This window comes from Phyllobacterium sp. TAF24, from assembly GCF_052113785.1.
GTDB lineage: Bacteria > Pseudomonadota > Alphaproteobacteria > Rhizobiales > Rhizobiaceae > Phyllobacterium.
The window spans coordinates 70020-95621 of the sequence record NZ_JBFRDN010000002.1 but is presented as its reverse complement, the minus strand read 5'-3'; the positions used below and the strand labels follow the sequence as shown (position 1 = coordinate 95621).

22 protein-coding genes and 1 riboswitch are annotated in these 25602 nt (G+C 56.0%); of the genes, 15 read left to right on the top strand and 7 right to left on the bottom strand.

The annotated features are described in order from the left end of the window. The first annotated feature begins 74 nt into the window (after window positions 1-74). From AB4Y96_RS02260 to AB4Y96_RS02240, 5 genes are all read left to right on the top strand, one after another. Window positions 75-800: a beta-ketoacyl-ACP reductase gene (locus tag AB4Y96_RS02260; protein ID WP_441915398.1), complete on the top strand. Its 726-nt coding sequence runs from the start codon at window positions 75-77 to the stop codon at window positions 798-800. 674 nt (window positions 801-1474) lie between these two features. Next, a complete protein-coding gene (locus AB4Y96_RS02255; protein ID WP_441915396.1) occupies window positions 1475-4561 on the top strand; it encodes a helicase-related protein in 3087 nt (1028 codons plus the stop codon). 14 nt (window positions 4562-4575) lie between these two features. Next, window positions 4576-4980, top strand: coding sequence for an RNA-binding S4 domain-containing protein (locus AB4Y96_RS02250; protein WP_091879750.1), 405 nt, complete (start codon window positions 4576-4578; stop codon window positions 4978-4980). Window positions 4981-5292: 312 nt separating this feature from the next. Then, entirely contained in the window at window positions 5293-5631 is a 339-nt protein-coding gene (fdxA, locus tag AB4Y96_RS02245) for a ferredoxin FdxA (protein WP_091879752.1), read from the top strand. Between the two features lie 352 nt (window positions 5632-5983). Next, entirely contained in the window at window positions 5984-6598 is a 615-nt protein-coding gene (locus AB4Y96_RS02240; protein WP_175540563.1) for a CarD family transcriptional regulator, read from the top strand. 51 nt (window positions 6599-6649) lie between these two features. Here AB4Y96_RS02240 and AB4Y96_RS02235 read toward each other — a convergent pair whose 3' ends face one another. From AB4Y96_RS02235 to thiB, 4 genes are all read right to left on the bottom strand, one after another. Further along, window positions 6650-8077 (bottom strand): M48 family metalloprotease, encoded by a 1428-nt coding sequence (locus AB4Y96_RS02235; protein WP_244518313.1) that lies wholly within the window; start codon window positions 8075-8077, stop codon window positions 6650-6652. 242 nt (window positions 8078-8319) lie between these two features. Beyond that, on the bottom strand, window positions 8320-9072 hold the full coding sequence (gene thiQ, locus AB4Y96_RS02230) for a thiamine ABC transporter ATP-binding protein (RefSeq protein WP_441915393.1): 753 nt from the start codon (window positions 9070-9072) through the stop codon (window positions 8320-8322). Then, window positions 9065-10699 (bottom strand): thiamine/thiamine pyrophosphate ABC transporter permease, encoded by a 1635-nt coding sequence (gene thiP / locus AB4Y96_RS02225; protein ID WP_441915391.1) that lies wholly within the window; start codon window positions 10697-10699, stop codon window positions 9065-9067. The genes thiQ and thiP overlap by 8 nt, the downstream gene beginning before the upstream one ends. Window positions 10700-10703: 4 nt before the next feature. Beyond that, on the bottom strand, window positions 10704-11663 hold the full coding sequence (gene thiB / locus AB4Y96_RS02220) for a thiamine ABC transporter substrate binding subunit (RefSeq protein ID WP_441915667.1): 960 nt from the start codon (window positions 11661-11663) through the stop codon (window positions 10704-10706). 105 nt (window positions 11664-11768) lie between these two features. Beyond that, window positions 11769-11886: riboswitch (TPP riboswitch) on the bottom strand. Between the two features lie 410 nt (window positions 11887-12296). Between thiB and AB4Y96_RS02215 the strand changes: the two genes are divergently transcribed. From AB4Y96_RS02215 to AB4Y96_RS02200, 4 genes are all read left to right on the top strand, one after another. Beyond that, window positions 12297-12923: a thiamine diphosphokinase gene (locus AB4Y96_RS02215; RefSeq protein WP_441915389.1), complete on the top strand. Its 627-nt coding sequence runs from the start codon at window positions 12297-12299 to the stop codon at window positions 12921-12923. 103 nt (window positions 12924-13026) lie between these two features. Beyond that, window positions 13027-13323, top strand: a complete 297-nt coding sequence (locus AB4Y96_RS02210) for a hypothetical protein (RefSeq protein ID WP_091879763.1) — start codon at window positions 13027-13029, stop codon at window positions 13321-13323. 145 nt (window positions 13324-13468) lie between these two features. After that, the gene (locus AB4Y96_RS02205) at window positions 13469-13828 is read left to right on the top strand and encodes a YMGG-like glycine zipper-containing protein (protein WP_091879765.1); all 360 of its coding nucleotides are present in this window, start codon (window positions 13469-13471) and stop codon (window positions 13826-13828) included. Window positions 13829-13987: 159 nt separating this feature from the next. Next, entirely contained in the window at window positions 13988-15808 is a 1821-nt protein-coding gene (locus AB4Y96_RS02200) for an ABC-F family ATP-binding cassette domain-containing protein (RefSeq protein ID WP_441915665.1), read from the top strand. 38 nt (window positions 15809-15846) lie between these two features. Here the strand turns inward: AB4Y96_RS02200 and AB4Y96_RS02195 are convergent, their stop codons facing one another. Both AB4Y96_RS02195 and AB4Y96_RS02190 read right to left on the bottom strand, forming a co-directional pair. Beyond that, on the bottom strand, window positions 15847-16212 hold the full coding sequence (locus tag AB4Y96_RS02195) for a cell division protein ZapA (protein ID WP_091879767.1): 366 nt from the start codon (window positions 16210-16212) through the stop codon (window positions 15847-15849). Window positions 16213-16239: 27 nt separating this feature from the next. Further along, window positions 16240-16512, bottom strand: coding sequence for a DUF4164 domain-containing protein (locus AB4Y96_RS02190; protein ID WP_091879769.1), 273 nt, complete (start codon window positions 16510-16512; stop codon window positions 16240-16242). Window positions 16513-16819: 307 nt separating this feature from the next. Between AB4Y96_RS02190 and tkt the strand changes: the two genes are divergently transcribed. The 5 genes from tkt to AB4Y96_RS02165 all read left to right on the top strand — a co-directional run bounded on the left by tkt (window position 16820) and on the right by AB4Y96_RS02165 (window position 23237). Further along, the gene (gene tkt, locus AB4Y96_RS02185) at window positions 16820-18805 is read left to right on the top strand and encodes a transketolase (protein ID WP_091879771.1); all 1986 of its coding nucleotides are present in this window, start codon (window positions 16820-16822) and stop codon (window positions 18803-18805) included. 69 nt (window positions 18806-18874) lie between these two features. After that, window positions 18875-19882, top strand: a complete 1008-nt coding sequence (gene gap / locus AB4Y96_RS02180; RefSeq protein WP_441915385.1) for a type I glyceraldehyde-3-phosphate dehydrogenase — start codon at window positions 18875-18877, stop codon at window positions 19880-19882. A gap of 131 nt (window positions 19883-20013) precedes the next feature. Continuing rightward, window positions 20014-21207 (top strand): phosphoglycerate kinase, encoded by a 1194-nt coding sequence (locus tag AB4Y96_RS02175; protein WP_441915383.1) that lies wholly within the window; start codon window positions 20014-20016, stop codon window positions 21205-21207. Window positions 21208-21385: 178 nt separating this feature from the next. After that, a complete protein-coding gene (locus AB4Y96_RS02170; RefSeq protein ID WP_441915381.1) occupies window positions 21386-22411 on the top strand; it encodes a class I fructose-bisphosphate aldolase in 1026 nt (341 codons plus the stop codon). A 79-nt stretch (window positions 22412-22490) separates the two neighbouring features. Beyond that, window positions 22491-23237 carry an SGNH/GDSL hydrolase family protein gene (locus AB4Y96_RS02165; protein ID WP_441915379.1) on the top strand — a complete coding sequence of 249 codons (747 nt, stop codon included), beginning with the start codon at window positions 22491-22493 and terminating at the stop codon, window positions 23235-23237. A 152-nt stretch (window positions 23238-23389) separates the two neighbouring features. Here AB4Y96_RS02165 and AB4Y96_RS02160 read toward each other — a convergent pair whose 3' ends face one another. After that, on the bottom strand, window positions 23390-23554 hold the full coding sequence (locus AB4Y96_RS02160) for a hypothetical protein (protein ID WP_227987715.1): 165 nt from the start codon (window positions 23552-23554) through the stop codon (window positions 23390-23392). Between the two features lie 136 nt (window positions 23555-23690). On the opposite strand from AB4Y96_RS02160, the gene AB4Y96_RS02155 reads away from it, so the two are divergent. Further along, window positions 23691-25601, top strand: coding sequence for a propionyl-CoA synthetase (locus AB4Y96_RS02155; protein WP_441915377.1), 1911 nt, complete (start codon window positions 23691-23693; stop codon window positions 25599-25601). The last annotated feature ends 1 nt before the right edge of the window (window position 25602 follow it).

Sequence of the window (25602 nt, the reverse complement as noted above, 5' to 3'; positions counted from 1 at the left end):
TTTCCGGACAGCTGCTCCGTCTCTTTTTCAACAACACTGACTTTGAAATCCAACATGCATTAGGGAGGGGAAATATGACCAAAACGGCAATCGTTACGGGTGGAACACGTGGTATCGGCGCAGCCATATCCGTGGCTCTGAAAGCGGCAGGTTACAAGGTCGCTGCAAATTACGCCGGCAATGATGAAGCGGCGAAGAAATTCACGGAGAAGACCGGCATTGCGACTTATAAATGGGATGTTTCCAATTATGAGGAATGTGCCGCGGGTATCGCCAAGATTGAAGCTGATCTTGGTCCGGTTTCCGTATTGGTCAATAATGCGGGTATTACCCGCGATGCCATGTTTCACAAGATGACACCGGGCCAGTGGGGTGAGGTGATCAATACCAATCTCACCGGCCTCTTTAACATGACCCATCCCGTATGGACGGGTATGCGCGACCGCAAATTCGGCCGGGTGATCAATATTTCCTCGATCAACGGTCAGAAAGGTCAGGCCGGGCAGGCCAATTATTCCGCGGCCAAGGCCGGCGACATCGGCTTCACTAAAGCACTGGCTCAGGAAGGTGCGCGCGCGGGCATCACCGTTAATGCCATCTGCCCCGGCTATATCGGAACAGAAATGGTGCGGGCTATCGATGAGAAGGTTCTTAACGAGCGTATCATTCCGCAAATCCCCGTCGGTCGTCTGGGTGAACCGGAAGAAATCGCGCGCTGTGTCGTGTTCCTTGCCTCGGATGATGCGGGTTTCATCACAGGCTCGACGCTATCAGCCAATGGCGGGCAGTATTTCAGCTGATCCGAGATTAAATCGAATGACGCCGCAGGCTGGAGACAGTCTGCGGCGTTTCGTTTCTACGGGCGCGTGATTCTCGCTAGGACGGCCAAAGGTTAACGCCGCAGCCTGAATCTTGTCCTATTTCAGTTCCTCATCGGAGGCGATTGGTGCGAGTTACGCCGGAGTCGCACAAGATGTAGCCGTGAACAAAACGGGAAAATGAATAAAGCGCTGATTCGTCGCTGATTCGTTCTGCGTTTGATCATAGTGTTAACGGAAATGACCGTTTCGGCCTTTCGTCTCTTAACTAAGTGTAAGGAAATATTACGATTTTCTTAATCAGGCGAGAGTCTGGGGCCGTGCGGGTACAATGCTGAAATCCGGAAAAGCCATAGGTTAACGCGGATGGGCGGTTTCGAACAAATCTTACAATTGCTGATTCAGCATCTTGTGCGACTCATGTCGCAGAAAGCTAGATGTGGCCGTGAACAAAGCAGGAATCTGGTCCTAGAGCTGATTCGTCGCTGATTCGTTCTGCTCGCGTTCTATTTCTTAATGGAACACTCCGTGAATCGGATCGCAATTGTTTATCTTGAGGTCGCCGCATACTTTCTGTCTGATACCGATAATGCTATCGGATAGTGCATGCCCGGCATGCCTTGCTGGTTTTGGTAAGGCCGTCGTGCCGGTGTTGGATGTTTTTGATGAACCTTATGCCTACCCCCGAACTTCCTCTGATCCTGAGCGGTCGTGACGTCACCGCCGTTCTGGGGCCGACGAACACGGGCAAGACTCACCTCGCCATTGAGCGGATGCTGGCGCACCAGACGGGCATGATTGGCCTGCCGCTTCGCCTGCTGGCGCGTGAAGTCTATAATCGTGTTGCCGAACGCGTGGGCCTTGCCAATGTTGCGCTGATAACAGGCGAAGAAAAGATTCAGCCGCCCGGTGCGCGTTATGCGGTTTGTACTGTTGAGGCGATGCCGCGCCAGACCGATGTGGATTTCGTTGCCATTGATGAAGTTCAGCTCGCCAATGATCTGGAACGCGGCCATATCTTTACCGACCGCATCCTGCATCTGCGTGGGCGTCAGGAAACGCTGCTCTTGGGCGCGGCAACTATGCGCGGCATACTGGAAAAGCTGCTGCGCGGCATTTCCGTCGTCACGCGTCCACGCCTGTCCCATCTCTCCTATGCTGGCTCTAAGAAGATCACGCGCCTGCCGCCGCGTACCGCCATCGTCGCCTTTGCTGCCGATGAAGTCTATTCCATTGCTGAACTGATCCGCCGCCAGAATGGTGGCGCGGCTGTGGTTATGGGGGCTTTGAGCCCGCGCACCCGCAATGCGCAAGTTGAGCTTTATCAATCGGGCGATGTGGATTATCTGGTGGCGACCGATGCGATTGGCATGGGACTCAATCTCGATGTTGATCATGTCGCGTTCGCACAGGATCGCAAATTTGATGGTTATCAGTTCCGCGATCTGTCGCCGGGTGAGATCGGCCAGATTGCCGGACGCGCCGGACGACACCTGCGCGACGGTACATTTGGTGTGACCGGACAGGTCTCCGGATTTTCCGAAGAGCTGGTGCAACGGGTGGAATCGCACAATTTCGATTCGGTCAAGATTTTGCAGTGGCGCACGGCACGGTTTGACTTTTCCAGTATCGATGCATTGAAGCGGTCGATTGATACGCCCGCGCCGGTTGAGGGACTGACACGCGCGCTGCCTGCGGTGGATCAGCAGGCGCTCGAATATCTGTCAAAAGACCCTGATATCGCTCCGCTGGCCAATACGCCGGAGCGGGTAGCATTGCTTTGGGATGTCTGCGCTTTGCCGGACTACCGGAAAATAGCACCGGCCCAGCACGCCGATATCATCGCATCGATCTATACAGACCTCGTGAAACATGGTCATGTCAACGAAACCTACATGGGCGAACAGGTACATCGGGCTGATACGACCGATGGCGATATTGATGCTTTGTCGCGACGGATCGCCCAGATAAGAACCTGGACTTTTGTGTCTCATCGGCCCGGATGGCTGGCAGATCAGGCACATTGGCAAGAAAAGACGCGTGAAATTGAGGACAGATTATCAGATGCACTGCATGAACGGTTGACGAAACGCTTCGTAGACCGCAGGACAAGCGTGCTTATGAGGCGCCTGAGAGAGAATACAATGCTAGAAGCCGAAATTAGCCCTGCCGGGGACGTTGTTGTCGAAGGGCACCATGTTGGACGTTTGGATGGATTCCGTTTTACGACGGACAGCCAGATTGATGGAACCGATGCAAAAGCCGTAAAGGCCGCTGCACAAAAAGCCTTGGCGACAGAGTTCGACAATCGCGCCGAGCGCTTTGCCGCTTCCGCGAATGGCGACTTTGCCCTTGCCTCGGATGGGACGTTGCGCTGGATCGGCGCTCCTGTTGCTTCCGTGGTCTCGGGCGAGCAGCCGTTGAAGCCGCGTGCGGTGCTTCTGGCCGATGAGCAGTTGACGGGACCCGCGCGCGACAAGGTCGCTGCCCGTGTTGACCGTTTTCTTGCGCATCATGTGGATACGGTTCTCAAACCGCTTGTTGATCTTGCCAATGCCGATGCGCTGGTGGGGATCACGCGGGGATTGGCGTTCCAGCTGGTTGAAAACTTCGGCGTGTTGCAGCGCCGGGATGTGGCCGAGGATGTTCGCGGTCTCGATCAGGATTCGCGCGCAGCGCTCCGCCGTCTTGGCGTTCGCTTCGGCGCTTATCATGTTTTCCTGCCTGCCTTGCTCAAGCCCGCGCCTGCGGGTCTCCTGACGCTGCTATGGGCGCTCAAGGAAGATGCCAAGGATCGTCCGGGTTACGGCGATGTGGTGCAGGTGCTTTCCGCAGGCCGCACGTCTGTTGTAACCGATCCTGCTTTTGATCCATCCTTTTACCGCCTTGGCGGCTACAGGTTGCTTGGACGGCGCGCGGTGCGCATCGATATTCTCGAGCGTCTGGCTGATCTTATTCGTCCGGCACTGGCGTGGAAGCCGGGTGTGGGAACACGGCCTGATGGCGCCTATGACGGTACCCGTTTTGTCGTCACGCCTGCAATGATGTCCATTCTCGGTGCAACTGCCGACGATATGGAAGAAATCCTGAAGAATCTTGGCTATCGCTCGGAAGCAACCGATGTGGCTGTTGTATCCGCCAAGGTCGCTGAGCTTGATGCTGTCGCCCAGACAACTGCTCCGCAGGAAACGGCAAGTGCAGCGTCAAAAGCTGCGTCAACCACTCCAGCAGCCGAACCGGTCGGTGATCCGATCGTCAAACCAGTGGTTGAGGTTGTGGAAGCAGTTCCGGCTGCGGTAACAGAAGAAGCATCCGCGCCTGTTGCTGAAACTGCGGCAACTCCTGCGGTTGCGGAAGAGGCGCCCAAGCCTGTTCTTCTCTGGCGTCAGGCTCCCCGCTTTGAAGGCCGCCACAACAACAATAACCGCCGTTCGCAGGGTGCGCGCGAGAATCAGCGTGAGCCGCAGGCTCGCAATGGCAACGCTCCGGCGGAAGAGCGGCAACAGGGCCGCCCGAACCGCAATGCCGGTCCACAGGGCGAGCAGCGCGGCGAGCGCAGGGATTTCCGTGGCAAGGGCGGCAAGCCAGCTGGGGCTGACCGCTTCAAGCAGGATGGCGGCAAGCCATCCGGCAAACCCCAGCAACACGGTAAGCGGCCGGAACGTGAAGAGCGTCCGGTCAAGATCGACATGGACTCCCCCTTCGCCAAATTGCTGGCGTTGAAGGAGCAGATGAAGAAGTGAGGTTTTGCCTCTAAATGACGGGAACGGACCGGCAGCGCGTCGACAAGTGGCTGTTTTTTGCACGGGTGGTTAAATCCCGTTCCCTGGCGGCAAAACTGGCATCGGGCGGTAATATCAGGGTCAATAAGGACAAGATTGATCAGCCATCACACGGGGTCAAAGCCGGTGATGTGCTGACGATCACCTTGGACAGGCGCATTCTCATCTACAAGGTGCTCTCGGGTGGCACGCGGCGCGGTCCGGCTGAAGAGGCGCGGATGCTGTATGAGGATATTTCTCCACCACCTCCACCCAAAGATGCGATGAGCCGCCTTGATACTTTGCCGCGGCGTGATGCGGGCAGTGGCCGCCCTACGAAGCGCGAGCGACGGGAAGTCGACAGGCTGATGCTGGGCCGGAACGAAGAGCCAGAAGATTAGTTTGCGACAAAAAACGTGGAAATATCGAAATTCTCTCCCAATTCGTCGGCGGGGCTAAAATAATATTTCCCGAATACCTATATTAGGAGGCGATGGTTGCTTGTCGGCGGGTCATCGCGATGCGATGAATGGCACTCTGCGGACTTGAACTTTGGCTCATGTCCTGATGTGATGAAGACAATCTTTTACACGTCGAGATTTTTCGGGCCGCGTTCTGGTGCCGCAGTCCGTTCTTCCCCTCTTGTCAGCCCGGTGCCAAATCGTTACCTCAACCGCTGACACACTGACTATGGTGTCTTCAGGAGCCAGTAAATGACATATGTTGTGACCGACAATTGCATCCGCTGTAAGTATATGGATTGCGTTGAGGTCTGTCCGGTCGATTGTTTTTACGAAGGTGAGAACATGCTCGTCATCCATCCGGATGAGTGCATTGACTGTGGCGTTTGTGAACCGGAATGCCCTGCCGAAGCCATCAAGCCGGACACCGAGCCGGGGCTTGATAGCTGGTTGCAGCTGAATTCGGAATATTCGGAAAAATGGCCGAATATTTCGGCGAAGAAAGATGCGCCTGATGACGCCAAGGCAATGGACGGCGTAACCGGTAAACTGGAGAAGTACTTCTCACCGGAGCCTGGCGAAGGCGACTAGACCTGTTCAAAGCGCCATGCTTGCCCGCAAGACTGATTTGCCCTGAAAATCAAGTCTTGCAATACGTTTAATTTGAGCATGTGCAGCAAAAAGTTGATTCTGATCACTTTTCGTGTTATGGTCTGTCGATATGTTGATCATTGGACGTCAATTTCGTGGCGCTAAAGCATAAATCACCAATCGGCTAGATTTTTTCCGGACTTAACAGTTCAGGTTGAGGTTATTTGGTTGTGACCTGTCCTGCTGTTTGGTCTGGATTGCTTTGCGCGACATTATTGACGGCCGACAAACCGGGTTCCGGTTTCCAGTGATTGGTTTAACCGGTGCGTTTTGCCGGGCGCAGCAGGGAGTAATGAAGCGCATGACAGCAGTTCCGCAGAAAAAGACCGCCCAGCGTATCGGATTCAAAACGGGCGAGTTTATTGTATATCCGGCTCATGGTGTAGGACAGATCGTCAATATTGAAGAACAGGAAGTTGCAGGCCACAAGCTTGAGCTTTTTGTCATTGACTTTCAAAAAGATAAGATGCGCTTGAAAGTACCGGTCGCAAAGGCAACCGCCATTGGTATGCGCAAGCTCTCCGAGACAGATTATGTAGAACGTGCTCTGAAGGTCGTTCAGGGACGTGCCCGTATCAAGCGCACCATGTGGTCCCGCCGCGCGCAGGAATATGATGCGAAGATCAACTCGGGCGACCTGATTTCCATTTCAGAAGTTGTTCGCGATCTTTTCCGTGCCGACAACCAGCCGGAGCAGTCCTATTCCGAACGCCAGCTTTATGAAGCAGCACTCGACCGCATGGCTCGTGAAATTTCCGCCGTCAACAAGATGTCGGAAACCGAAGCTGTCCGTTTGATCGAAGTCAATCTCGCCAAGGGTCCCAAGCGTGGCGCGAAGACTGATGAAGTCGAAGCTGAAGCTGACGCAGACGTTTCCGTCGAAGACGAACAGGAAGAAGCCGCATAAAAACGGGTTCATCCATTTCAACAAAAAGCCCGGTTTTACCGGGCTTTTTTGTTATTCGCTAATGATCTTGACCTTATCGCCGACGGAAACCGTACCGCCCGGCGGCAGGGCATTGATCAACCGGAAGAGATCGAGCTTACGGTCTGTTCCCATGATCTGGTTGGACAGGCTGGCAAGCGTATCACCCGATTTGACCGTGACAACCCTGATACGCAGCGGCTTGATATTGGCCTTTTCCTGCGGCGTCAGCAGATGAAAACTCTGTGTGACCGTTTGTGCAGCTGGCATCAATGCAGTGCTGCCCGTGGGTGCTGCTGTCAGGAAGCGATAGATACGGTCGCCGGAGTTCACGACAAAAATATCAAATTCCCAACGATCCGCTTTGGCCTTTGCCGACGCGGCAGGCATGCCATTGAAGGTCGTTGCCTTGACGCTGGCGTTGTCGAGGCCCGTGACCCAGCCGCTGCGCATATAATCGACCATGGATGTCTTGCCGGATATCTGCGTTCCGTCGAAACGGATCGCGACTTCGCCGGGTCCCGTTGCCATGACAGCGGCAGCCGAATTGTCGATGACAAAGCCATCTGGAACCGTAAAGCTGACACCAAGCAGCGGATGCACAAAGGTACGACCGCGCACATAGCCTTCTTCCGGGGTGTCGCCATAAAGCAGCCCGTCAATGCCTTGCAGGAAGGAATCGCGGTCGGTCGTACCGACACCCGGCGCACCGATCTTGCGGGCATGGCCGCGCGCAAGCTCAATACGCTGCGGCGCGGAGGGATGGCTGGCAAGGAAGTCGAGGCTGGCATCGGTGGCGCCGGAGACGTTGCGGAAATCCGAATAGGCGGCCATGGATTGCAGGAACCGCGCGGCGGCAAAGGGATCATAACCAGCTTCACCGATCATCTTGATGCCGATGGCGTCAGCCTGCAGTTCCTGATTGCGTGAGAACTGCGCCATGCGCAGCTTGCCGCGAATAAGCGCTTCACGCCCCGCCTGATCATCCTGCAAAACTTCCGATACAACACGCCCGGCAATAACAGCTTCCGCCTCGCGCTGTTGACGTTCAACACCGTGATTGGCGATGACGTGGCCCATTTCGTGGGCGATAACAGCGGCGAGTTCGGCGCTGTCATTGGCCAAGGCGAGCAAGCCGCGTGTGACATAGAGATATCCACCCGGCAGCGCGAAGGCATTGATATTGGGCGAATTCAGAATGGTGATGCGGTAGGTATGGGTCGGATTATCAGAAACGGTGGTCAGATTGCCGACAACCTTGGCAACCATGCGCTCCAGCTTTGCGTCCTTATATTCGCCGCCATAGGTGGCAAGGATACGCGGATGCTGTTCGGCGCTGAGTTTCGCCAGACGGTCATTCTTCGAGACGTTGTCAACGATGACAGGGCTGGACGACGGCCCAAGCGCATCTTCCTTCGTTACATTCAAGACTTGGCAGCCTGACAGAAAGGCAAGCAGCAGCGTTGCCGAAGCCACAGTGGTGCCTCGCCCTGCCGGAAAGAATCGTCGATTGCCTATCGGGAGAATGTGCGAGCCCAGAATCATGTCCTCATGTCGTACGGCGCCAGTACCAACGCTAAAATCAAGTTCTCACTCGTCTTTTGCCTGCGGAATCGGCGTGCTTACTTTCTAGCTAACCCGTTGAGCAGGCGGGAGCAAGAATTTCATTGATTTCTTATGAGACCCATTGAGTACAAAATATGTCAAAGTGATAACTCTTGCGAGCCGAGATATTTTCGCAACAGCGCAGGACCCTTGGCCGATAACAATTCACGGGCAGGACCTGACGCTGCAACCCGGCCATTTTCAAGGAAAAACAACGTTGATGGTAGGCGCAGGGCATCTTCGGGGTGATGTGTAACCATGACAACGGTCATTCCGGTGTCTTTTTGAAGTTGGCTGACAAGATCAAGCATTTCATGGCGCAGCGCCGGACCAAGTGAAGCAAAGGCTTCATCCAGCAGCAGCACAGGCCGGTTACGAACCAGCGCACGCGCAATGGCCACACGCTGGCGTTCGCCTCCCGATAACGCCTGTGGTTTGCGCTGCTCTTTGCCGGCAAGACCAACTTTTGCGATAGCATCACGGACCGCAGCATAATCGGCCTCATCAAGCCGAAGATTGGACTTGCGGCCAAGGCCGACATTGGCGGCGACATCGAGATGGGCAAACAGATTGTTCTCCTGAAACACCATCGAAACCGGTCGCTGCGAGGGCTCGATCTCGGTCATGTCCTGATCGGCGATCAACACCCGGCCGGATACAGGCGTCTCAAAACCGGCTATCAGATTGAGAACGGTCGACTTGCCTGCACCGCTTGGTCCAATGATCGCAGCGATGGATGATGGTTCGATGGCAAAGTCGAAATGCATGGCCATATCGCCATAATCGAAGCGAACGGCATCAAGCCGGATCGCTGCTCCGCCCCCCGCCAACTTTCTCACCGGTTCAGTCATTTCTTTCATTGTCCTGTCGGGTGAGGCTGGCAGCACCGCGATCTGCCGTGAACATCAGCAAGAGGCAGAGAGCGCCCAGGATCAGCGCCAATCCTGCTGCATCCTGTGTGCGATAACTTCCCATGCGCTGCAAGAGCAGGAAAGGCAGAGTCTGGATGGAATCATTGCCGAAGAGCGCGATGGTTCCAAGATCGCCAAGCGACAGGGCCATGGCAAAGGCGAAGGCAACAACTATGGGCAGGCGCAAGACGGGCCAGTCGATCAGGCGCAACCGATCCCACCCTGATATGCCGAGTTGAAGGCAAAGCCTGTTGTGACGGCTTGCAGCCGTATCCCAGGCGGGGCGCAGGATGCGGAAGGCGAAAGGCACGGCCATGGCGGCATTAACGCAAATGACCATAACAGGCGCAAGGCTGAATGGGTCGATCACATGGCGTGAAAGAATGAACCAGCCAGCACCAATGACGATGGGCGGTACGACCATGATCAGGCTTGCACCCAGATCCAGCGAACGCTCGAAAACGCCTGGCGCCGATGCCTGCCTTTGGCTTTGCAGATATTCCCGTGCCATGACAAGCGAGAGCGAGATAAGCACGCAGAGGAGGGCGGCTCCCGCGCCAAGCACGATGCTTGTGATAATAGCGCGCCAGACAGCGAATTCCGTCATCAACCGGGACAGATCAGCGCCTAACCCCGAGACAACGGTTCCTGCCATGGGAAGACCAACGAAGAACAGGCCAAGGACGATTATTGCTGTATTGGCGATTTTTGTTGTCCGGTTCGGTCGATCAAACCGTCGGGCACTTGTCTGAAGACTGAAACCCTCTTCTGCCGGTTTGCCCGTCAGGCCGAGCAGGAGCAGAACGGCTATCGTCAAGCTCAACTGCAGCAGTGTAAGCGATACGGCGCGGGCAATGTCGAAGTCAAAGTGCAGGGATTGGTAGATCGCAACCTCCAGCGTGGTTGCGCGCGGCCCGCCGCCCAGCGTCAGGACGATGGTGAACGATGTGATGCAGAGCATGAAGATCAGTCCGGCAATACCGGAAAGATTGCGCCTGACGACCGGCCATTCGATCAGTTTGAACCGGGCCCAACTGCCCATGCCAAGCTGCGAGGATAGTTTCCAATAGTCGGAGGGAATGGAATCAAGGCTGGCAAGTATGAGCCGTGTCGCCAGTGGCAGGTTGAAAAAGACATGCGCTATCAGAATGCCGGTAAGGCCATAAATATTGGGTCTGGCATCGATTCCAAGCTTGTCAAAACCAAAAGCAAGCAGGCCATTGCGGCCATAAATGCTGGTGATGCCAAGGACCGCGACAAGCGCGGGCAGGGCCAATGGCAGGGCAAAGAGGCGTAAGATGAGCGCCCGGCCCGGAAAGGCGGGATGTTCATGCAGCGCCCGGGCGAGGGGAATGGCAAAAGCAACCGCAAGCAGCATCGATAGTAGCGCCTGCATGAGGGTAAACCGCGCCACACGCCATAAATAGCTGTCGAAAGCCGCAAAGCCTTCGGTGCTTCCACGCAGCGCTTCCCCTGCAAGGCCGAGAAGAGCGCCACCCGCAAGCACCGCCAGAAAGGCGAGGGCAATGGCCCCGGCCCATGGTTTCAGCATGCGGGTGGCAGTCATGGTGCTACAGGCTCATGGCCGCCAGCCATTCATCGATCCAGGCTTTGCGGTTCTTGGCAACCTCTTCGGCTGGGAAGATCAAAGTCTTGACTGGTTTCACAAGGTTCTCGAAGGCCGGGTTGAGCGCGTCAGTGGTTTTGGCCGCCGGGTACATCCAGTTGTTTTCAGGAATGGCATCCTGAAATGCCGGACTGGTCATGAAGCTTAGAAACTGCGCCGATAGCGGGTTTTTCGCACCGTTGACAGTTTGAGCCGCGACCTCGATCTGCAAGTAGTGCCCTTCGCTGAATGAAATCGCCTTGTAGCGATCCACCCGTTCGGCGATCAGATGATAGGCCGGAGAAGTGGTGTAGGACAGAACGAGGGGGGCCTCGCCCTTGGTAAAGAGGCCATAGGCTTCGGACCAGCCTGGTGTGACGGTCAAAACGCGATTTTTCAGCTTGGCCCAGGCTTCACCGGCCTTGTCGCCATAAACAGATTTAACCCAGAGAAGCAGACCGAGGCCGGGCGTCGAGGTGCGCGGGTCTTCGATGACGATTTTCTGCGTCGGATCGCCTTCGACAAGTTCTTTCAGAGTCTCGGGCGGCGTTTTCAGCTTTTCCGAATCATAAATGACGGCGAAATAGCCGTAGTCATAGGGAACGAATATATCATCCTTGTAGCCACCGGGGATATTCACCGCGCTGGTGTCGATGCCATGGGGCGCAAAAAGATTGGTTTCCTTGGCCTCATAGGTCAGATTGGTGTCGAGCCCGAGAACAATATCGGCCTTTGTCGATTCGCCTTCGAGTTTGATGCGGTTGAGCAGCGCAACGCCATCGGCAACGGCTACAAATTCCACCGTGCATGCACATTGCTTCTCGAAAGCCTCCTTGACCTTCGGTCCCGGACCCCATTCGGCGGTGAAGCTTTCATAGGTGTAAACGGTGAGTTTGCCTTCGGCCTGTGCCACGCCAATTGGCATAAGGCCGACAAATGCGGCCAAAACAGCCGCCGCTTTTACAATAGTCTCAAATGGCCGCATCGGCGCCTCCTATCGTTCGTGGTTCAAAAGGATTGGTGCGCCGGCAAATCTGCCGCGTCTAATCCCTCCGCCGGTACAAACCGGATCAGGTTCCGCGGGTTGGCAGGGTTTCCCCTTAAGCCTCTCAGCCGGTCGATCAGACCAAGCACCCCGTTAGAGCATCGCAAGGATAGAGGTTCGGCCAGAGCGGTGCAAGCGGTCGATGCTTATGAAATCCTTATGTTTTGCCCAATCTGCCAAATCGAAAGCTGACATTCCCAGCCCTATCTTCCGCCGCGAAAACATCCCCTCACGGCCTGTTTTCCAAAAGAAAGGTTCAATCATGTTTCGGGGTCATGGCTTTTATCATTCCGGCGTCAGGGTTCAGCAGACGACAGCGTCGAGAAATCCAAAGAATAATTCGATGCGCTTGCGTCTCCGCCATCAAAAATTCCTCGCGGCACTCAATCCAAGCCTGTTTCTGGCCGTGGGCGTCGCGATTGCAGGCATTGCGGCAATTGTGCTCGGCCGGCTGGGGTAGAACCGCTTCAGCAAGCCCTGTGCGACCGGCTTTTGCCATGCTATGGCCGGTGCATGAGCAAATTCGTTCTTCTCCTTGGTGGCACGCTTCACGTTACCGATCGTCTCCGGCATCTCGTGGCGGGAGCGCGTATTCTTGCCGCCGATGGTGGGATAGTTCATGCGGGCGCGCTGGGCCTTGAACCGGAGCTGTGGCTGGGCGATTTCGATTCGACATCGCCTGAGTTGGCAGAACGCTATGCCCATATACCACGTTCGGTATTTCCCGCGGCCAAAGATATGACCGACGGCGAACTGGCGCTCAACGAAGCCTATCGGCTGGGGGCGACGGAAGTGATTCTCTGCGGTGCTTTTGGTGGTGAACGCACAGATCATATGCTGCTGCACCTGACCATGGCGACCCGCTATGCTGCGGAAGGCCGAAAGATTATCCTGTCGAGCGGGACCGAAGAAGCGCACCCTCTGGTTGCAGGGGAATATTCGTTCGATTTTGCTGATGGAACTGTGTTCAGCATTGTTGCATTTACGTCCCTGCGTGGATTATTTATCCGTGGTGCGCGATGGCCGCTGGAAAATATGGAACTTTCTTTCGGTTCATCGCTTACAGTGTCGAATGCCGTGTGTGGAAATCTCCACGTATCGCTTCGTTCAGGCAATGCAGTTCTGATTGCGGCGCCGTAAAATTGCCCAACGCTTGTAAAACAAAGCGGAAAATGCAATTCTTGCGGTACAGCATTGGGGACGCAAGCTGGTAGGTTTAGTTTTAAAACGGGAGAGGTCTTCCATGTTGAAAAGTTTGTCGACAGTAGCAGTTGCAGCCGTTCTGGCACTTTCAGTGGCCGGTTGTACAACTGGTGAGCAGCGCGCTGCAGGTTATGGTGTTGGCGGTGCAGCCCTTGGTGCATTGGCCGGTGGTGCAATCGGTGGTGGCCGTGGTGCGCTCGCTGGTGCAGCTATCGGTGGTGTTGGCGGCGTCGCCGTTGGTGCCGCAACAGCCAACAATGATGGTGGTGGTCGTCGTTATTGCACGTACGAAAACCGCTATGGCGAGCGCTATCGCGCACCTTGCCGCGGTTACTAATTCTTCCCCATCAGGGAATACAGGACAGGCCGGGAAACCGGCCTGTTTCTGTTTGTGGGCACTGCAGCCTGCTCAAGCCGATCTTTCTTCTGCCGCATTAGGGCTTCAAGGTTTGCCCGCTATATTCATGTTGAGAGGATTTACAATGGGTTTTCGTTTAGCCGCGATTGCGGTTTCAGCGCTTCTGGCCATGTCGTTGGCTGGCTGCGAAACGAGCGAACAGAACCAGCGTGCCGGGACGGGTGCGCTGATTGGCGGCGGTGTTGGTGCACTTGCCGGACAGGCACTCGGACATAATACCAAAAGCACGGTGATTGGTGCGGCCGGCGGCGCGCTTCTGGGTGCAGCTGTTGGTACTGCAACAACACCGAGCGGTAGCGGTAATGGCAACCAGAACCTTTGCCGTTATCAGCGGCCCGATGGCAGCATTTATAATGCTCCCTGTGAAGGCAATGGCGGCCGTGGCGCAGGCTATGGCGGTTATAACAATGGCGGCGGCTACTAAACAGCAGCACGTTGCTGAATGAATGCAGACAGGCCGGATTTCCGGCCTGTTCTGTTTTATATGGTAAAGATATTTGACAGCGGCGCCAATCTCGCCGACAAGCGCCCGTCGGCACTGATGTCACGCAATAGCGCTCATTTTCCAGAACTGAAAAACTCCATGGCTCCTCCACTTCTTCGTCTTGACCGGATTGCATTGACGTTTGGCGGCACACCGCTTTTGACCGATGCGGCTATCTCCGTCAGCGAGGGCGACCGTATCGCCCTTGTTGGCCGCAATGGTTCGGGCAAGTCAACGCTGCTGAAGATCGCGGCAGGCTTTATTGCGCCAACCGACGGCGAAGTGTTCCGCCACCCTGGTGTGACGGTTCGCTATCTGGCACAGGCGCCCGATATGGAGGGCTTCGCCAATGTCCGCGATTATGTCGAAGCAGGTCTTGGACCGGCGGATGATCTTTATCGTGTCAGCTATATTCTCGAACATCTCGGTCTGACCGGAGAGGAAAAACCTGACAATCTGTCGGGCGGTGAGGCCCGCCGTGCGGCATTGGCCAAGGTTCTGGCACCGCAGCCGGATATCCTGCTTCTTGACGAGCCAACCAATCATCTGGATTTGACAACCATTGAATGGCTGGAAGGTGAGCTGAGGCAGATCCGCTCCAGTATCGTGGTCATCTCCCACGACAGGCGCTTTCTCGAAAACATCAGCCGCGCGACGGTCTGGCTTGATCGCGGCGTTACGAAACGGCTTGATCAGGGTTTTGGCGCTTTCGAAGAATGGCGCGACAAGGTGCTTGAGGAGGAAGAGCGCGATCTGCACAAGCTTGGCCGTCAGATCGTGCGTGAAGAACATTGGTTACGCTACGGCGTTACGGCACGGCGCAAACGCAACATGCGCCGCCTCGGCGAGCTGCACACCATGCGCGGCGAATTCCGCAATCATCGGCGCGCGCAGGGAACGGCGGTTCTCAAAGCCAGCGACAGCAAGGAATCCGGCAAGCTGGTCATCGAGGCGGAACATCTGGTCAAGACTTATGGCGAGCGTGTGCTCGTCAAGGATTTCTCCACCCGCATCCAGCGCGGCAACTGTGTCGGCTTTGTCGGCCCGAACGGTGTCGGCAAGACCACGCTTCTCTCCATGCTGACGGGTTTGCTGGCACCCGATAGCGGTTTTATCCGTCTCGGGACCAATCTTGAAATCGCGGTGCTCGATCAGAAGCGCGACAGTCTCAACCTTGAGCAGACGCTTTCCGACTATCTGACGGATGGTCGCGGTGAGAATGTCATTGTCAATGGCGAGCAGCGTCACGTCGCGTCCTATATGAAGGATTTCCTGTTTCAACCGGAGCAGCTGCGCACGCCGATTCGCGAACTCTCCGGTGGTGAAAGGGCGCGCCTGATGCTGGCGCGCGTCCTCGCCCGTCCGGCCAATCTGCTGGTGCTTGACGAGCCGACCAACGATCTCGACATGGAAACGCTTGATCTCCTGCAGGAACTGGTTTCCGGTTTTGCCGGAACGGTGCTGCTGGTCAGCCATGATCGCGATTTCCTTGATCGTACCGTAACGTCAGTCATCGCACCCGAGGGTGACGGCCGCTGGCTGGAATATGCGGGTGGCTATACGGATATGCTGGCACAACGCAAGGAAGCGGCACTGGCAACCCGCAAGGAACTCAAGACCGCCAAGCCGCAGACGTCCGCTGATGCATCCAGCGAAAAGCCAGCGGCGCAGCGCGAGGAAAAGCGCAAGCTTTCCTACAAGCAGAAATTTGCGCTGGAGAATCTGCCGGGCAAGATGGAGGTGCTGCACGCCGACATCCACAAGCTTGAGGCGAAGCTCGCTGATCCCAATCTTTTTGCCAAGAACCCGCAGCTTTTCAACAAGACAGTCGAGGAGATTGGCAAAAAACGGCATGACCTCGAACGTTTCGAGGAAGAGTGGCTGGAACTCGAAATGCTGCGCGAGGAAATCGGCGGCTAAAGCAGCAAGGCCTGCTCCCGCTTCGTTACCTAACGATCTTAATTGGCTTTTGGCGCAATCTTTGCGGCGAGATTCTCAATACGGGTTGTGACCTCGGAAAGAACACCTGTTATGGCCGTGTCGTTCTTATCTGCTTTTTGCAGCGCCTCGTCACGACTCTTGCGCAGGGCGTCGGCCTCGTTTTCGAGGCCTTTGACACGCATCTGCAATTCATGCAGTTCATCGGTGATCATGATGCCGGCCATGACAGTCAGGCGCAGATCACCAATTTCGCCGAAAGACGATTTGAGGTGCGTTACGTAGCGGTCAAATCGTTCGGCAAGGCCGGTCAGGTGTTGCTCCTGGCCTTCGTCACAGGCCATCCGGTACGCTTTGCCGTCAATCGTAACTGTTACAGTGGCCATGGGCGTCTCTTTCAACTGATGTCGATACTACCGGTCCAGTACGGTGCGAATGGATTCCATCGCCGTTACGAGACGGCGAGAGACTTCCTTGTTTGCCGCTTCCAGGCGTTCCGCACGTCCTTCCGATGCGTCCAGCTCCTGTGCCAGCTTTCGCCGGTCCATGTTCATGCGCTGGACTTCTTCCTCGGCTTCGGCAAAATCACCTTCCTGCTCAAGGCGCATATCAACTGCGTCCTCGAGGTGAGCCAAGGCTTTTGCCAGTCTTTCCAGAACCTGTTTGAGGGTGGCTTCCTGTGCCATTTTCGCGTTTCCCCTGTGTGTCGCTCTTTGTCGCGAATCGCAAAAAGAAGAACAACTTATGCGCCGAAGTCTAGAGGGCACATCAACACCGCGTCAATCAATCCGCGTTGTCACAGTCCAGTCATGCACTGATAATACAGCTAAGGATAGCCTGTGCGACGAAAGAGCCCGCTTTTCGAAAGCGCCATTTTACCTTAGGTTTTATTGACTCCCTCATGACACCTGCTATGTGTCGCGTGCCTTTTGGATTTTGTCTGAACCGGCGTCCAGAAACGGCATTTCCTATCCTCTTCGAAAGACGGTACACATGACCAATTCTGATAAATCGAACCAAATGGCCAATGCAATCCGCTTTCTGTCGGCGGATGCAGTGGAGAAGGCCAATTCCGGCCACCCCGGCCTTCCCATGGGCGCAGCCGATATTGCGACCGTTCTCTATACCCGTTTCCTCAAGCACGATCCGAAAGCGCCGCATTGGCCTGACCGTGATCGCTTTGTCCTTTCTGCAGGGCACGGCTCGATGCTGCTTTATTCGGTGCTCTATCTTTCCGGTTACGAAGATATCACCATCGACCAGATCAAGAATTTCCGCCAGCTTGGCTCGCGTACAGCTGGCCATCCGGAATATGGCCACGCCGCTGGCATTGAAACCACGACCGGCCCGCTCGGCCAGGGTCTGGCCAATTCCGTCGGTATGGCGCTTTCCGAGCGCGTGCTGAACGCTGAGTACGGCGATGATCTGGTAAACCACCATACCTATGTGATCGTGGGTGACGGTTGCCTCATGGAAGGCATCAGCCAGGAAGCCATCGCGCTTGCCGGGCATCTGAAGCTGAACAAGCTCATCGTTTTCTGGGATCACAACAACATTTCCATCGATGGTCCCGTTTCGCTCGCTGACAATACGGACCAGTGCGCCCGTGTTGAAGCATCCGGCTGGAATTCCATCAATGTCGATGGCCATGATCAGGATGCAATCGCTGCTGCGATTGAGAAGGCCCACAAATCAGACAAACCAACGCTGATTGCCTGCAAGACAACAATCGGTTTCGGTGCGCCGACCAAGGCTGGCACCAACAAGGTCCATGGTTCGCCGCTGGGTGCGGAAGAACTCGCCGGTGCCCGCAAGGCACTGGGCTGGACATCCGAGCCCTTCGTAGTCCCTGCCGATATTCTTGATACGTGGCGTCTTTCCGGCCTGCGTTCCGCTGGGGAACATACAGCATGGAACAAGCGCCTGGCCGCCGCCGATGCGGAAATCCGCGCGGAGTTCGACCGTCGCATGCGCGGCGATCTGCCCGGTAATTTTGATGCCACTATCATTGCCTACAAGAAGAAGCTTTCGGAAGACAAGCCGAAGGTTGCGACCCGCAAATCATCGGAAATGGCGCTTGAGGTCATCAATGCCGTGGTCCCGGAAACCATTGGCGGTTCGGCAGACCTCACCGGTTCCAACAACACCAAGACCAGCCAGACGCAGAACATCAGCCCTGAGGATTACGGTCAGCGCTATGTGCACTACGGCATCCGTGAGCACGGCATGGCTGCTGCCATGAACGGTATCGCGCTGCATGGCGGTCTCATTCCCTACTCCGGCACGTTCCTTACCTTCTCGGATTATGCGCGCGGTGCGATGCGTCTTTCGAGCCTGATGGGCATCCGGGTCATCTATGTGATGACACATGATTCCATCGGTCTGGGTGAAGATGGTCCGACGCACCAGCCGGTTGAACATCTGGCTGCACTGCGTGCCATTCCGAACAATTACGTGTTCCGTCCGGCCGATGCCGTCGAAACCGCCGAGTGCTGGCAGTTGGCACTGGAGTCGCGCAAGACACCGTCGACACTGGCGCTTACACGTCAGAACCTGCCGACAGTCCGCACCGTGCATGTGGATGAGAACAAGTGCGCCTATGGTGCCTATGAACTCGCTGCGGCAAGCGGCAAGGCGGAAGTGACGATTTTTGCGACCGGTTCGGAAGTCGAGATCGCTCTCGCCGCCCGTGCACAGCTGGAAGCGAACGGCCATCCGGCCCGCGTTGTATCCGTGCCCTGCTTCGAGCTTTTCGAACAGCAGAGCGAAGACTACAAGCGTGCCCTGCTTGGTGATGCGCCAGTCAAGGTTGCGGTGGAAGCTGCAATTCGCCTCGGCTGGGACCGTTTCATCGGCGTTGACGGCATCTTTGTCGGCATGACCGGCTTTGGTGCCAGCGGCCCGATTGAAGAGCTTTACCCGCATTTCGGTATTACAGCGGAAGCCATCGTTTCGGCGGCAGAAGGCAAGTTGAAATAATCGGCGGTTTACCGCTTAAGCAAGGGCGCCCAGGGTCTTGACCCTCAACCCCCAAGGAGAAACTAAAAAATGACTGTTCGCGTTGCAATCAACGGGTTTGGCCGCATTGGCCGCAATGTTCTTCGCGCTATTATCGAGTCCGGCCGCACTGACATTAAAGTCGTCGGCATCAATGATCTGGGTCCAGTCGAAACCAATGCGCATTTGATGCGCTATGACTCCGTCCATGGCCGCTTCCCCGGTACTGTTACGGTATCCGGCGACACCATCGATGTTGGTCAGGGTCCGATCAAGGTAACTGCGGTGCGCAACCCGGCAGAATTGCCTTGGAAAGAGCTTGATGTTGATATCGCGCTTGAATGCACCGGCATCTTCACGGCCCGCGACAAGGCTGCGGCTCACCTCGAAGCCGGTGCCAAGCGCGTTATCGTCTCGGCTCCCGCTGATGGTGCTGATCTGACTGTTGTGTTCGGCGTGAACGATCACAAGCTGACCAAGGAGCATCTGGTTATTTCCAATGCGTCCTGCACCACCAACTGCCTTGCGCCGGTTGCCTTTGTGCTCAACGAAGCCGTTGGCATCGATCATGGTTTCATGACCACGATCCACAGCTACACCGGTGACCAGCCGACGCTCGACACCATGCACAAGGATCTTTATCGCGGCCGTGCTGCGGCTTTGTCGATGATCCCGACTTCAACAGGCGCTGCCAAGGCCGTTGGCCTTGTTCTACCAGAACTCAATGGCAAGCTTGACGGCAGCTCGATCCGCGTTCCAACCCCGAACGTCTCGGTTGTGGATTTCAAGTTCGTTGCCAAGCGTGCGACAACGGTTGCCGAGATCAATGATGCGATCAAGACCGCTGCCAATGGCAAGCTGAAGGGCATTCTTGGTTATACGGATGCGCCGAATGTCTCCATCGACTTCAACCACGATCCGCATTCCTCCATATTCCATCTCGACCAGACCAAGGTCATGGACGGAACCTTCGTTCGCGTCCTGTCGTGGTACGACAATGAATGGGGCTTCTCGAACCGCATGGCTGACACGGCCGTCGCGTTCAGCAAGGTCATCTGAGTGACTGAGGCCTGATATGTTGCAAAATGGCGGGTCGACAACACCCGCCATTTTTGTTTTTGCTTATGATAACGGGAGTGTTCGGTCTGCAAGTGACCGGATAGTCTCCGATCCAGACAGGGATGATGACCATGCCAGCTTTCAAGACTCTCGATGATGCCGATGTTAAGGGAAAACGCGTTCTTCTGCGTGTTGACCTCAACGTGCCGGTTGCCAATGGCCATGTAACGGATGCCACCCGGATCGAGCGTGTTGCTCCCACCATTCTCGAATTGTCGAAGAAGGGCGCCAAGGTCATCCTGCTTGCGCATTTCGGTCGCCCGAAAGATGGCCCGACGCCGGAATTTACCCTGAAGCCAATTTCCCATGCGGTTGCCAAGGTCCTCGGCCAGAATGTTCATTTTGCCGAGGACAGCATTGGCGATAAGGCCGCGGAAGCCGTCGCTAAACTCAATGACGGCGATATTCTGCTACTTGAGAACACACGTTTCCATAAGGGCGAAGAAAAGAACGATCCTGTTTACGTCAAGGCGCTTGCGGCCAATGGCGATATTTACGTCAATGACGCGTTTTCGGCAGCCCACCGCGCCCACGCCTCGACTGAAGGTCTGGCGCATGTCTTGCCTGCTTATGCGGGCCGCACCATGCAGGCGGAACTTGAAGCGCTGGAAAGTGGTCTTGGCAATCCGAAGCGTCCGGTTGTTGCTGTTGTCGGCGGTGCAAAAGTTTCATCCAAGCTCGATCTTCTCGGCAATCTTGTACAGAAGGTCGATGCGCTTGTGATTGGCGGCGGCATGGCCAATACATTTCTGGCGGCACAGGGTGTCAAGGTTGGCAAATCGCTGTGCGAGCATGATCTTGCCGACACCGCTCGCGAAATTATGGCCAAGGCGCAGGCCGCCAACTGCACCATCATTCTGCCTGTAGATGCCGTTGTTGCCTGGCATTTTGAAGCCAATGCGCCGTCCCACGCCTATGGTCTGGATGCAATCCCCGAGGATGGCATGATCCTCGATGTGGGGCCTCAGTCAATCGAGCGCATCAAAGGTGCGATTGATGATGCGGCAACACTCGTCTGGAACGGCCCGCTTGGTGCTTTTGAGCTAACGCCGTTTGACAAGGCAACCGTTGCGGCGGCCCGGCATGTGGCCCAGCGTACAAAAACAGGCCATCTTGTCTCGGTTGCAGGTGGCGGCGATACGGTGGCCGCGCTCAACCATGCGGGCGTTGCCGATGATATGACCTATATTTCGACCGCAGGCGGCGCTTTTCTTGAATGGATGGAAGGCAAGCCGCTTCCGGGTGTTGATGTACTCAAGCGTTAATGGCGCATTCAAGCTGATCCGGGGTCTTTAAACAGGCCCCGGATTAACGAAGAACAGAAAATGTTATCCTGTTAAATCGGTTGAAAAAATTTCAATCGTTTCAAAGGCTTGAACTGCCATTCCGTTTGATATGAGCTTCTGGTATGGGCCAGACAACGAAAAACGGAGTGCATGATCTATGAGCGAACGCCTGGAAGATATCGCAATTGCAATGGTTGCCAACGGCAAAGGCCTGCTTGCTGCGGATGAAAGCACCGCAACGATCAAGAAGCGGTTCGATACAATCGGGCTTGAATCGACAGCCGATAGCCGCCGCGACTATCGCGAAATGCTGTTCCGCTCCGATGATGCCATGAAGAATTACATCTCCGGCGTCATTCTCTATGATGAAACCCTCCGTCAGAATGCCAAGGATGGCACACCTTTCGTGCAGCTCCTGAAAGCTGCGGGCAGCATTCCGGGTATCAAGGTTGATGCGGGTGCCAAGGATCTCGCCGGTTTTGCTGGTGAGACGATCACCGAAGGCCTCGATGGCCTGCGCGACCGGTTGGCCGAATATCACAAGCTCGGTGCGCGCTTTGCCAAATGGCGCGGCGTTATCAATATTTCCGACAATTTGCCGACTTGGGGCGCTGTGAAGCAGAATGCGCAGGCTTTGGCCCGTTATGCCGCTCTTTGTCAGGAAGCCGGTATTGTGCCGATCGTCGAGCCTGAAGTGCTGATGGACGGTAAGCCCGGCACGCATTCGATTGAGCGCTGCTACGATGTGACCGAATGGGTTCTGAAGACTGTTTTCACTGAACTTTATGATGCCCGCGTTGTGCTTGAAGGCATGATCCTCAAGCCAAACATGGTTATCGATGGCAAGAATGCCCGCAAGGCTTCGGTCGAACAGGTTGCCGAGCAGACGGTTCGTCTGTTGAAGTCGACGGTTCCATCGGCGATCCCAGGCATTGCGTTCCTCTCCGGTGGTCAGTCGGATGAAGAAGCAACAGCGCATCTTTCAGCGATGAATGCTGCTCACGACCTGCCATGGAAGCTGACTTTCTCCTATGGTCGCGCTTTGCAGGCCGCGGCTCTGAGCGCCTGGAACGGCAAGTCGGAGAATGTTGCAGCCGGTCAGCGCGCTTTTGCGCACCGCGCCAAAATGAACAGCCTTGCCGCAACAGGCGGCTGGAAAAAGGACCTGGAAAAGGCCGCTTAAGCGTTTTTTATCTAAAAGCGTCTCTCATAGAGCCCGGGCCGGAATCAGGTCCGGGCTTTTTTATGTTTATGAGGCACGTTTGACCAAACCATCGGCTTTCCATCCCCTTGTCAGCTGGCTGCTGTTTCCCGTCTATGCGTGGCAGGGAATAGCGGTACGCCTGAATACGGAACGCATGGTGCCGCCGGGTGCGTTTCCGGTTGGCGAAATTGCAGGCAAGGAACCGGCAATCCGCCTGCTGGTGCTGGGTGATTCCTCGGCTGCTGGTGTGGGTGTCAGTGATGTCTGGCAAAGCCTTTGTGTGCGGCTCGCCGTGCATTTGCAGGGGCGCACTGGTCGCAAGATCATCTGGCGTGCTGCCGGGTTCAATTCGGCTACATCAGGCCAGTTGCGTGATCATGTGGTGCCCAATATCGAACGGGGCATGTGGACCCATATAGTGCTGACAACCGGCTCGAACGATACCAAGAATTTCCATTCGGTTTCCCGTTTCAAGAAGGAATTCGGCGGGCTGCTCTATGCGCTCAAGGCAAAGTGGCCTGAGACATCGATTGTCTGGTCACCAGTTATCGATTTTCGTGATGTGCCTGCCATGCCGCCGCTGCTCGGGCGCATTCTGGAAGGGCGTGCAAGTGCGATCAACGCCATGGGCGAACGGCTTTGCCGGGAACGGATGGCAATACCGGCAACGCGCCTGCCGGTGGAAGGGCCTGAAGGCTTCTCCAGTGATGGTTTTCACGCTTCGGCGCTTGGCTATGATGCCTGGGCAAAACACCTCGTGCCCTATGTGCTTAATTTGACAAATGGTGAGAGGGCATCGGGCTGAGGTTTCTGCTGTTCGATTGATTCAGCAGAGCGATTGCACCCCACCCCCCTCTGCCCTGTCGGGCATAACAACCATGAGGGACTTGGGTGGATGCAACGACAGTCACCAACGTTGCAGAATTTGACTCCCTACAACCCACCCATCCATCCGACTCACAACCCGCTATGGCTGGCAATCACGATGATCAGCATGGCAAAAATGGCTCCGGCGGCGATTTTCCAGAAATCCCCACGCTTTTTCATCCCCGGCCAGCCCAGTGGCTTGATGAGATGCAATGCCATCAGGAGAATCAGCAGCAGGGGCAAAATCTTGAGCATTGTGATAAAAAGCCTGCAGCCTGATCGGAACGGGTGAAGTGGGATTCGACAAGTGTGCGATCCCCCGCCAATTGTCAAATAGGCCTTTGACTCTGCCGCATACATTGAGGAAGGTGCGGTATCTGGGAGGATATTTATGACATCACGTTACGCGCAGGTCTATCGGGATTGGCAATCCGATCCGGAGGGATTTTGGGCCGGGGCTGCTCAGGCTATTGACTGGATGCGGCCATGGGAACAGGTGTTTGATGCCACACAGGAGCCCTATGGGCGCTGGTATCCGGGCGCTGAATGCAACACCTGCTATAATGCCGTTGACCGCCATGTGGAGCGCGGACGGGCTGATCAGATCGCCCTGATTTATGACAGCGCGATAACYGGCACAGGCCGCAAGATCACCTATGCGGCGCTGCTGGATGAGGTGAATGCGCTGGCAGCTGTGTTGATCGACAGAGGTGTCGGAAAAGGCGACCGCGTTATCATCTATATGGCTATGGTTCCCGAGGCTGTGGTGGCGATGCTTGCCTGTGCGCGGATTGGCGCTGTTCATTCCGTCGTATTTGGCGGCTTTGCTGCCCATGAGCTGGCAACGCGTATTGATGATGCGAAGCCCGTCATGATTATCGCCACTTCCTGCGGTCTCGAACCGGGGCGGGTGGTGGCCTACAAGCCGATGCTCGACAAGGCCATTGACGAGGCGGCGCACAAGGTCAGTTCCTGCCTCATTCTCGTGCGCCCGCAGCAGCCGCATGAGCTGGTGCAGGGGCGCGATTTCGACTATGCGCAAGCAGTAAGCGCGGCGAAAGACCGGAAGGTGCCCTGTGCGGCTGTAAAGGCAACCGATCCGCTCTATATTCTCTACACATCAGGCACGACAGGTCAGCCAAAGGGCGTGGTGCGCGATAATGGCGGGCATCTGGTGGCTCTGGCTTGGTCCATGGGGGCAATCTATGACACATATGCTGGCGAGGTATTCTGGGCCGCTTCCGATATCGGCTGGGCCGTGGGTCACTCATACATAACCTATGCACCGCTGTTCATAGGCGCAACAAGCGTGCTCTTCGAAGGCAAGCCGGTGGGAACACCCGATGCCGGAACATTCTGGCGGGTGATCTCAGACCATAAGGTCAAGGTGCTGTTTACGGCGCCAACGGCTTTCCGCGCCATCAAGAAGGAAGATCCGAAGGGCGAATTCATCGGCAAATATGATCTCTCCTCGCTCAAATATCTGTTTCTGGCGGGCGAACGGGCGGACACCGACACGATCAAATGGGCCGAGGAAAAGCTCGGCGTTCCCGTCATCGACCATTGGTGGCAGACGGAGAGCGGCTGGCCGATGGCCGCTAATCCCGCAGGCCTTGGCATGCTTCCTGTCAAATACGGCTCGCCGACAGTGCCGATGCCCGGTTATGACGTGCAGGTGCTTGACGATGCCGGACATCCGGTAAAGCGGGGCGAACTTGGCAATATCGTCGTCAAGCTGCCGCTACCGCCCGCGTGCCTGCCGACATTATGGAAGGCCGATCAACGGTTTCGCGATGCCTATATGGCGGAATTCCCCGGCTACTACAAAACAGCTGATGCCGGGATCATCGACGAGGACGGCTATATCTACATCATGAGCCGCACCGACGATATCATCAATGTTGCGGGCCATCGCCTCTCCACGGGCTCTATGGAAGAAGTCTTGTCGAGTCATCCGGATGTGGCCGAATGTGCTGTTATCGGCATTGCCGATCATCTCAAAGGGCAGGTACCTTGCGGCTTCATCGTGCTTAAATCCGGCGTTACCCGAGCGGCCGAAGACATTGAGAAGGATTGCGTGGCGCTTATCCGTGACAGGATCGGGCCGGTTGCCGCCTTCAAGATTACGGTTACTGCCAAGCGCCTGCCCAAGACGCGCTCCGGCAAGATCCTGCGCGGCACAATGCAGAAGATCGCCGATCAGGAGCCGTGGAACATGCCGGCGACCATCGATGACCCTGCCATTCTCGACGAGATCAAGGCGGTGCTGAATGCAAGGGGTATTGGCGTTCCCGCCGGTTGAC

What these genes read in the sequence shown, in the direction of transcription:
- AB4Y96_RS02160 (WP_227987715.1), bottom strand. Translation starts at nt 23,554, where the DNA reads ATGCTCAAGATTTTGCCCCTGCTGCTGATTCTCCTGATGGCATTGCAT.
- AB4Y96_RS02175 (WP_441915383.1), top strand. Translation starts at nt 20,014, where the DNA reads ATGCCAGCTTTCAAGACTCTCGATGATGCCGATGTTAAGGGAAAACGC.
- AB4Y96_RS02195 (WP_091879767.1), bottom strand. Translation starts at nt 16,212, where the DNA reads ATGGCCACTGTAACAGTTACGATTGACGGCAAAGCGTACCGGATGGCC.
- AB4Y96_RS02215 (WP_441915389.1), top strand. Translation starts at nt 12,297, where the DNA reads ATGAGCAAATTCGTTCTTCTCCTTGGTGGCACGCTTCACGTTACCGAT.
- fdxA (WP_091879752.1), top strand. Translation starts at nt 5,293, where the DNA reads ATGACATATGTTGTGACCGACAATTGCATCCGCTGTAAGTATATGGAT.
- AB4Y96_RS02210 (WP_091879763.1), top strand. Translation starts at nt 13,027, where the DNA reads ATGTTGAAAAGTTTGTCGACAGTAGCAGTTGCAGCCGTTCTGGCACTT.
- AB4Y96_RS02200 (WP_441915665.1), top strand. Translation starts at nt 13,988, where the DNA reads ATGGCTCCTCCACTTCTTCGTCTTGACCGGATTGCATTGACGTTTGGC.
- thiB (WP_441915667.1), bottom strand. Translation starts at nt 11,663, where the DNA reads ATGCCAATTGGCGTGGCACAGGCCGAAGGCAAACTCACCGTTTACACC.
- thiQ (WP_441915393.1), bottom strand. Translation starts at nt 9,072, where the DNA reads ATGACTGAACCGGTGAGAAAGTTGGCGGGGGGCGGAGCAGCGATCCGG.
- AB4Y96_RS02205 (WP_091879765.1), top strand. Translation starts at nt 13,469, where the DNA reads ATGGGTTTTCGTTTAGCCGCGATTGCGGTTTCAGCGCTTCTGGCCATG.
- tkt (WP_091879771.1), top strand. Translation starts at nt 16,820, where the DNA reads ATGACCAATTCTGATAAATCGAACCAAATGGCCAATGCAATCCGCTTT.
- thiP (WP_441915391.1), bottom strand. Translation starts at nt 10,699, where the DNA reads ATGACTGCCACCCGCATGCTGAAACCATGGGCCGGGGCCATTGCCCTC.
- AB4Y96_RS02190 (WP_091879769.1), bottom strand. Translation starts at nt 16,512, where the DNA reads ATGGCACAGGAAGCCACCCTCAAACAGGTTCTGGAAAGACTGGCAAAA.
- gap (WP_441915385.1), top strand. Translation starts at nt 18,875, where the DNA reads ATGACTGTTCGCGTTGCAATCAACGGGTTTGGCCGCATTGGCCGCAAT.
- AB4Y96_RS02255 (WP_441915396.1), top strand. Translation starts at nt 1,475, where the DNA reads ATGTTTTTGATGAACCTTATGCCTACCCCCGAACTTCCTCTGATCCTG.
- AB4Y96_RS02240 (WP_175540563.1), top strand. Translation starts at nt 5,984, where the DNA reads ATGAAGCGCATGACAGCAGTTCCGCAGAAAAAGACCGCCCAGCGTATC.
- AB4Y96_RS02250 (WP_091879750.1), top strand. Translation starts at nt 4,576, where the DNA reads ATGACGGGAACGGACCGGCAGCGCGTCGACAAGTGGCTGTTTTTTGCA.
- AB4Y96_RS02260 (WP_441915398.1), top strand. Translation starts at nt 75, where the DNA reads ATGACCAAAACGGCAATCGTTACGGGTGGAACACGTGGTATCGGCGCA.
- AB4Y96_RS02170 (WP_441915381.1), top strand. Translation starts at nt 21,386, where the DNA reads ATGAGCGAACGCCTGGAAGATATCGCAATTGCAATGGTTGCCAACGGC.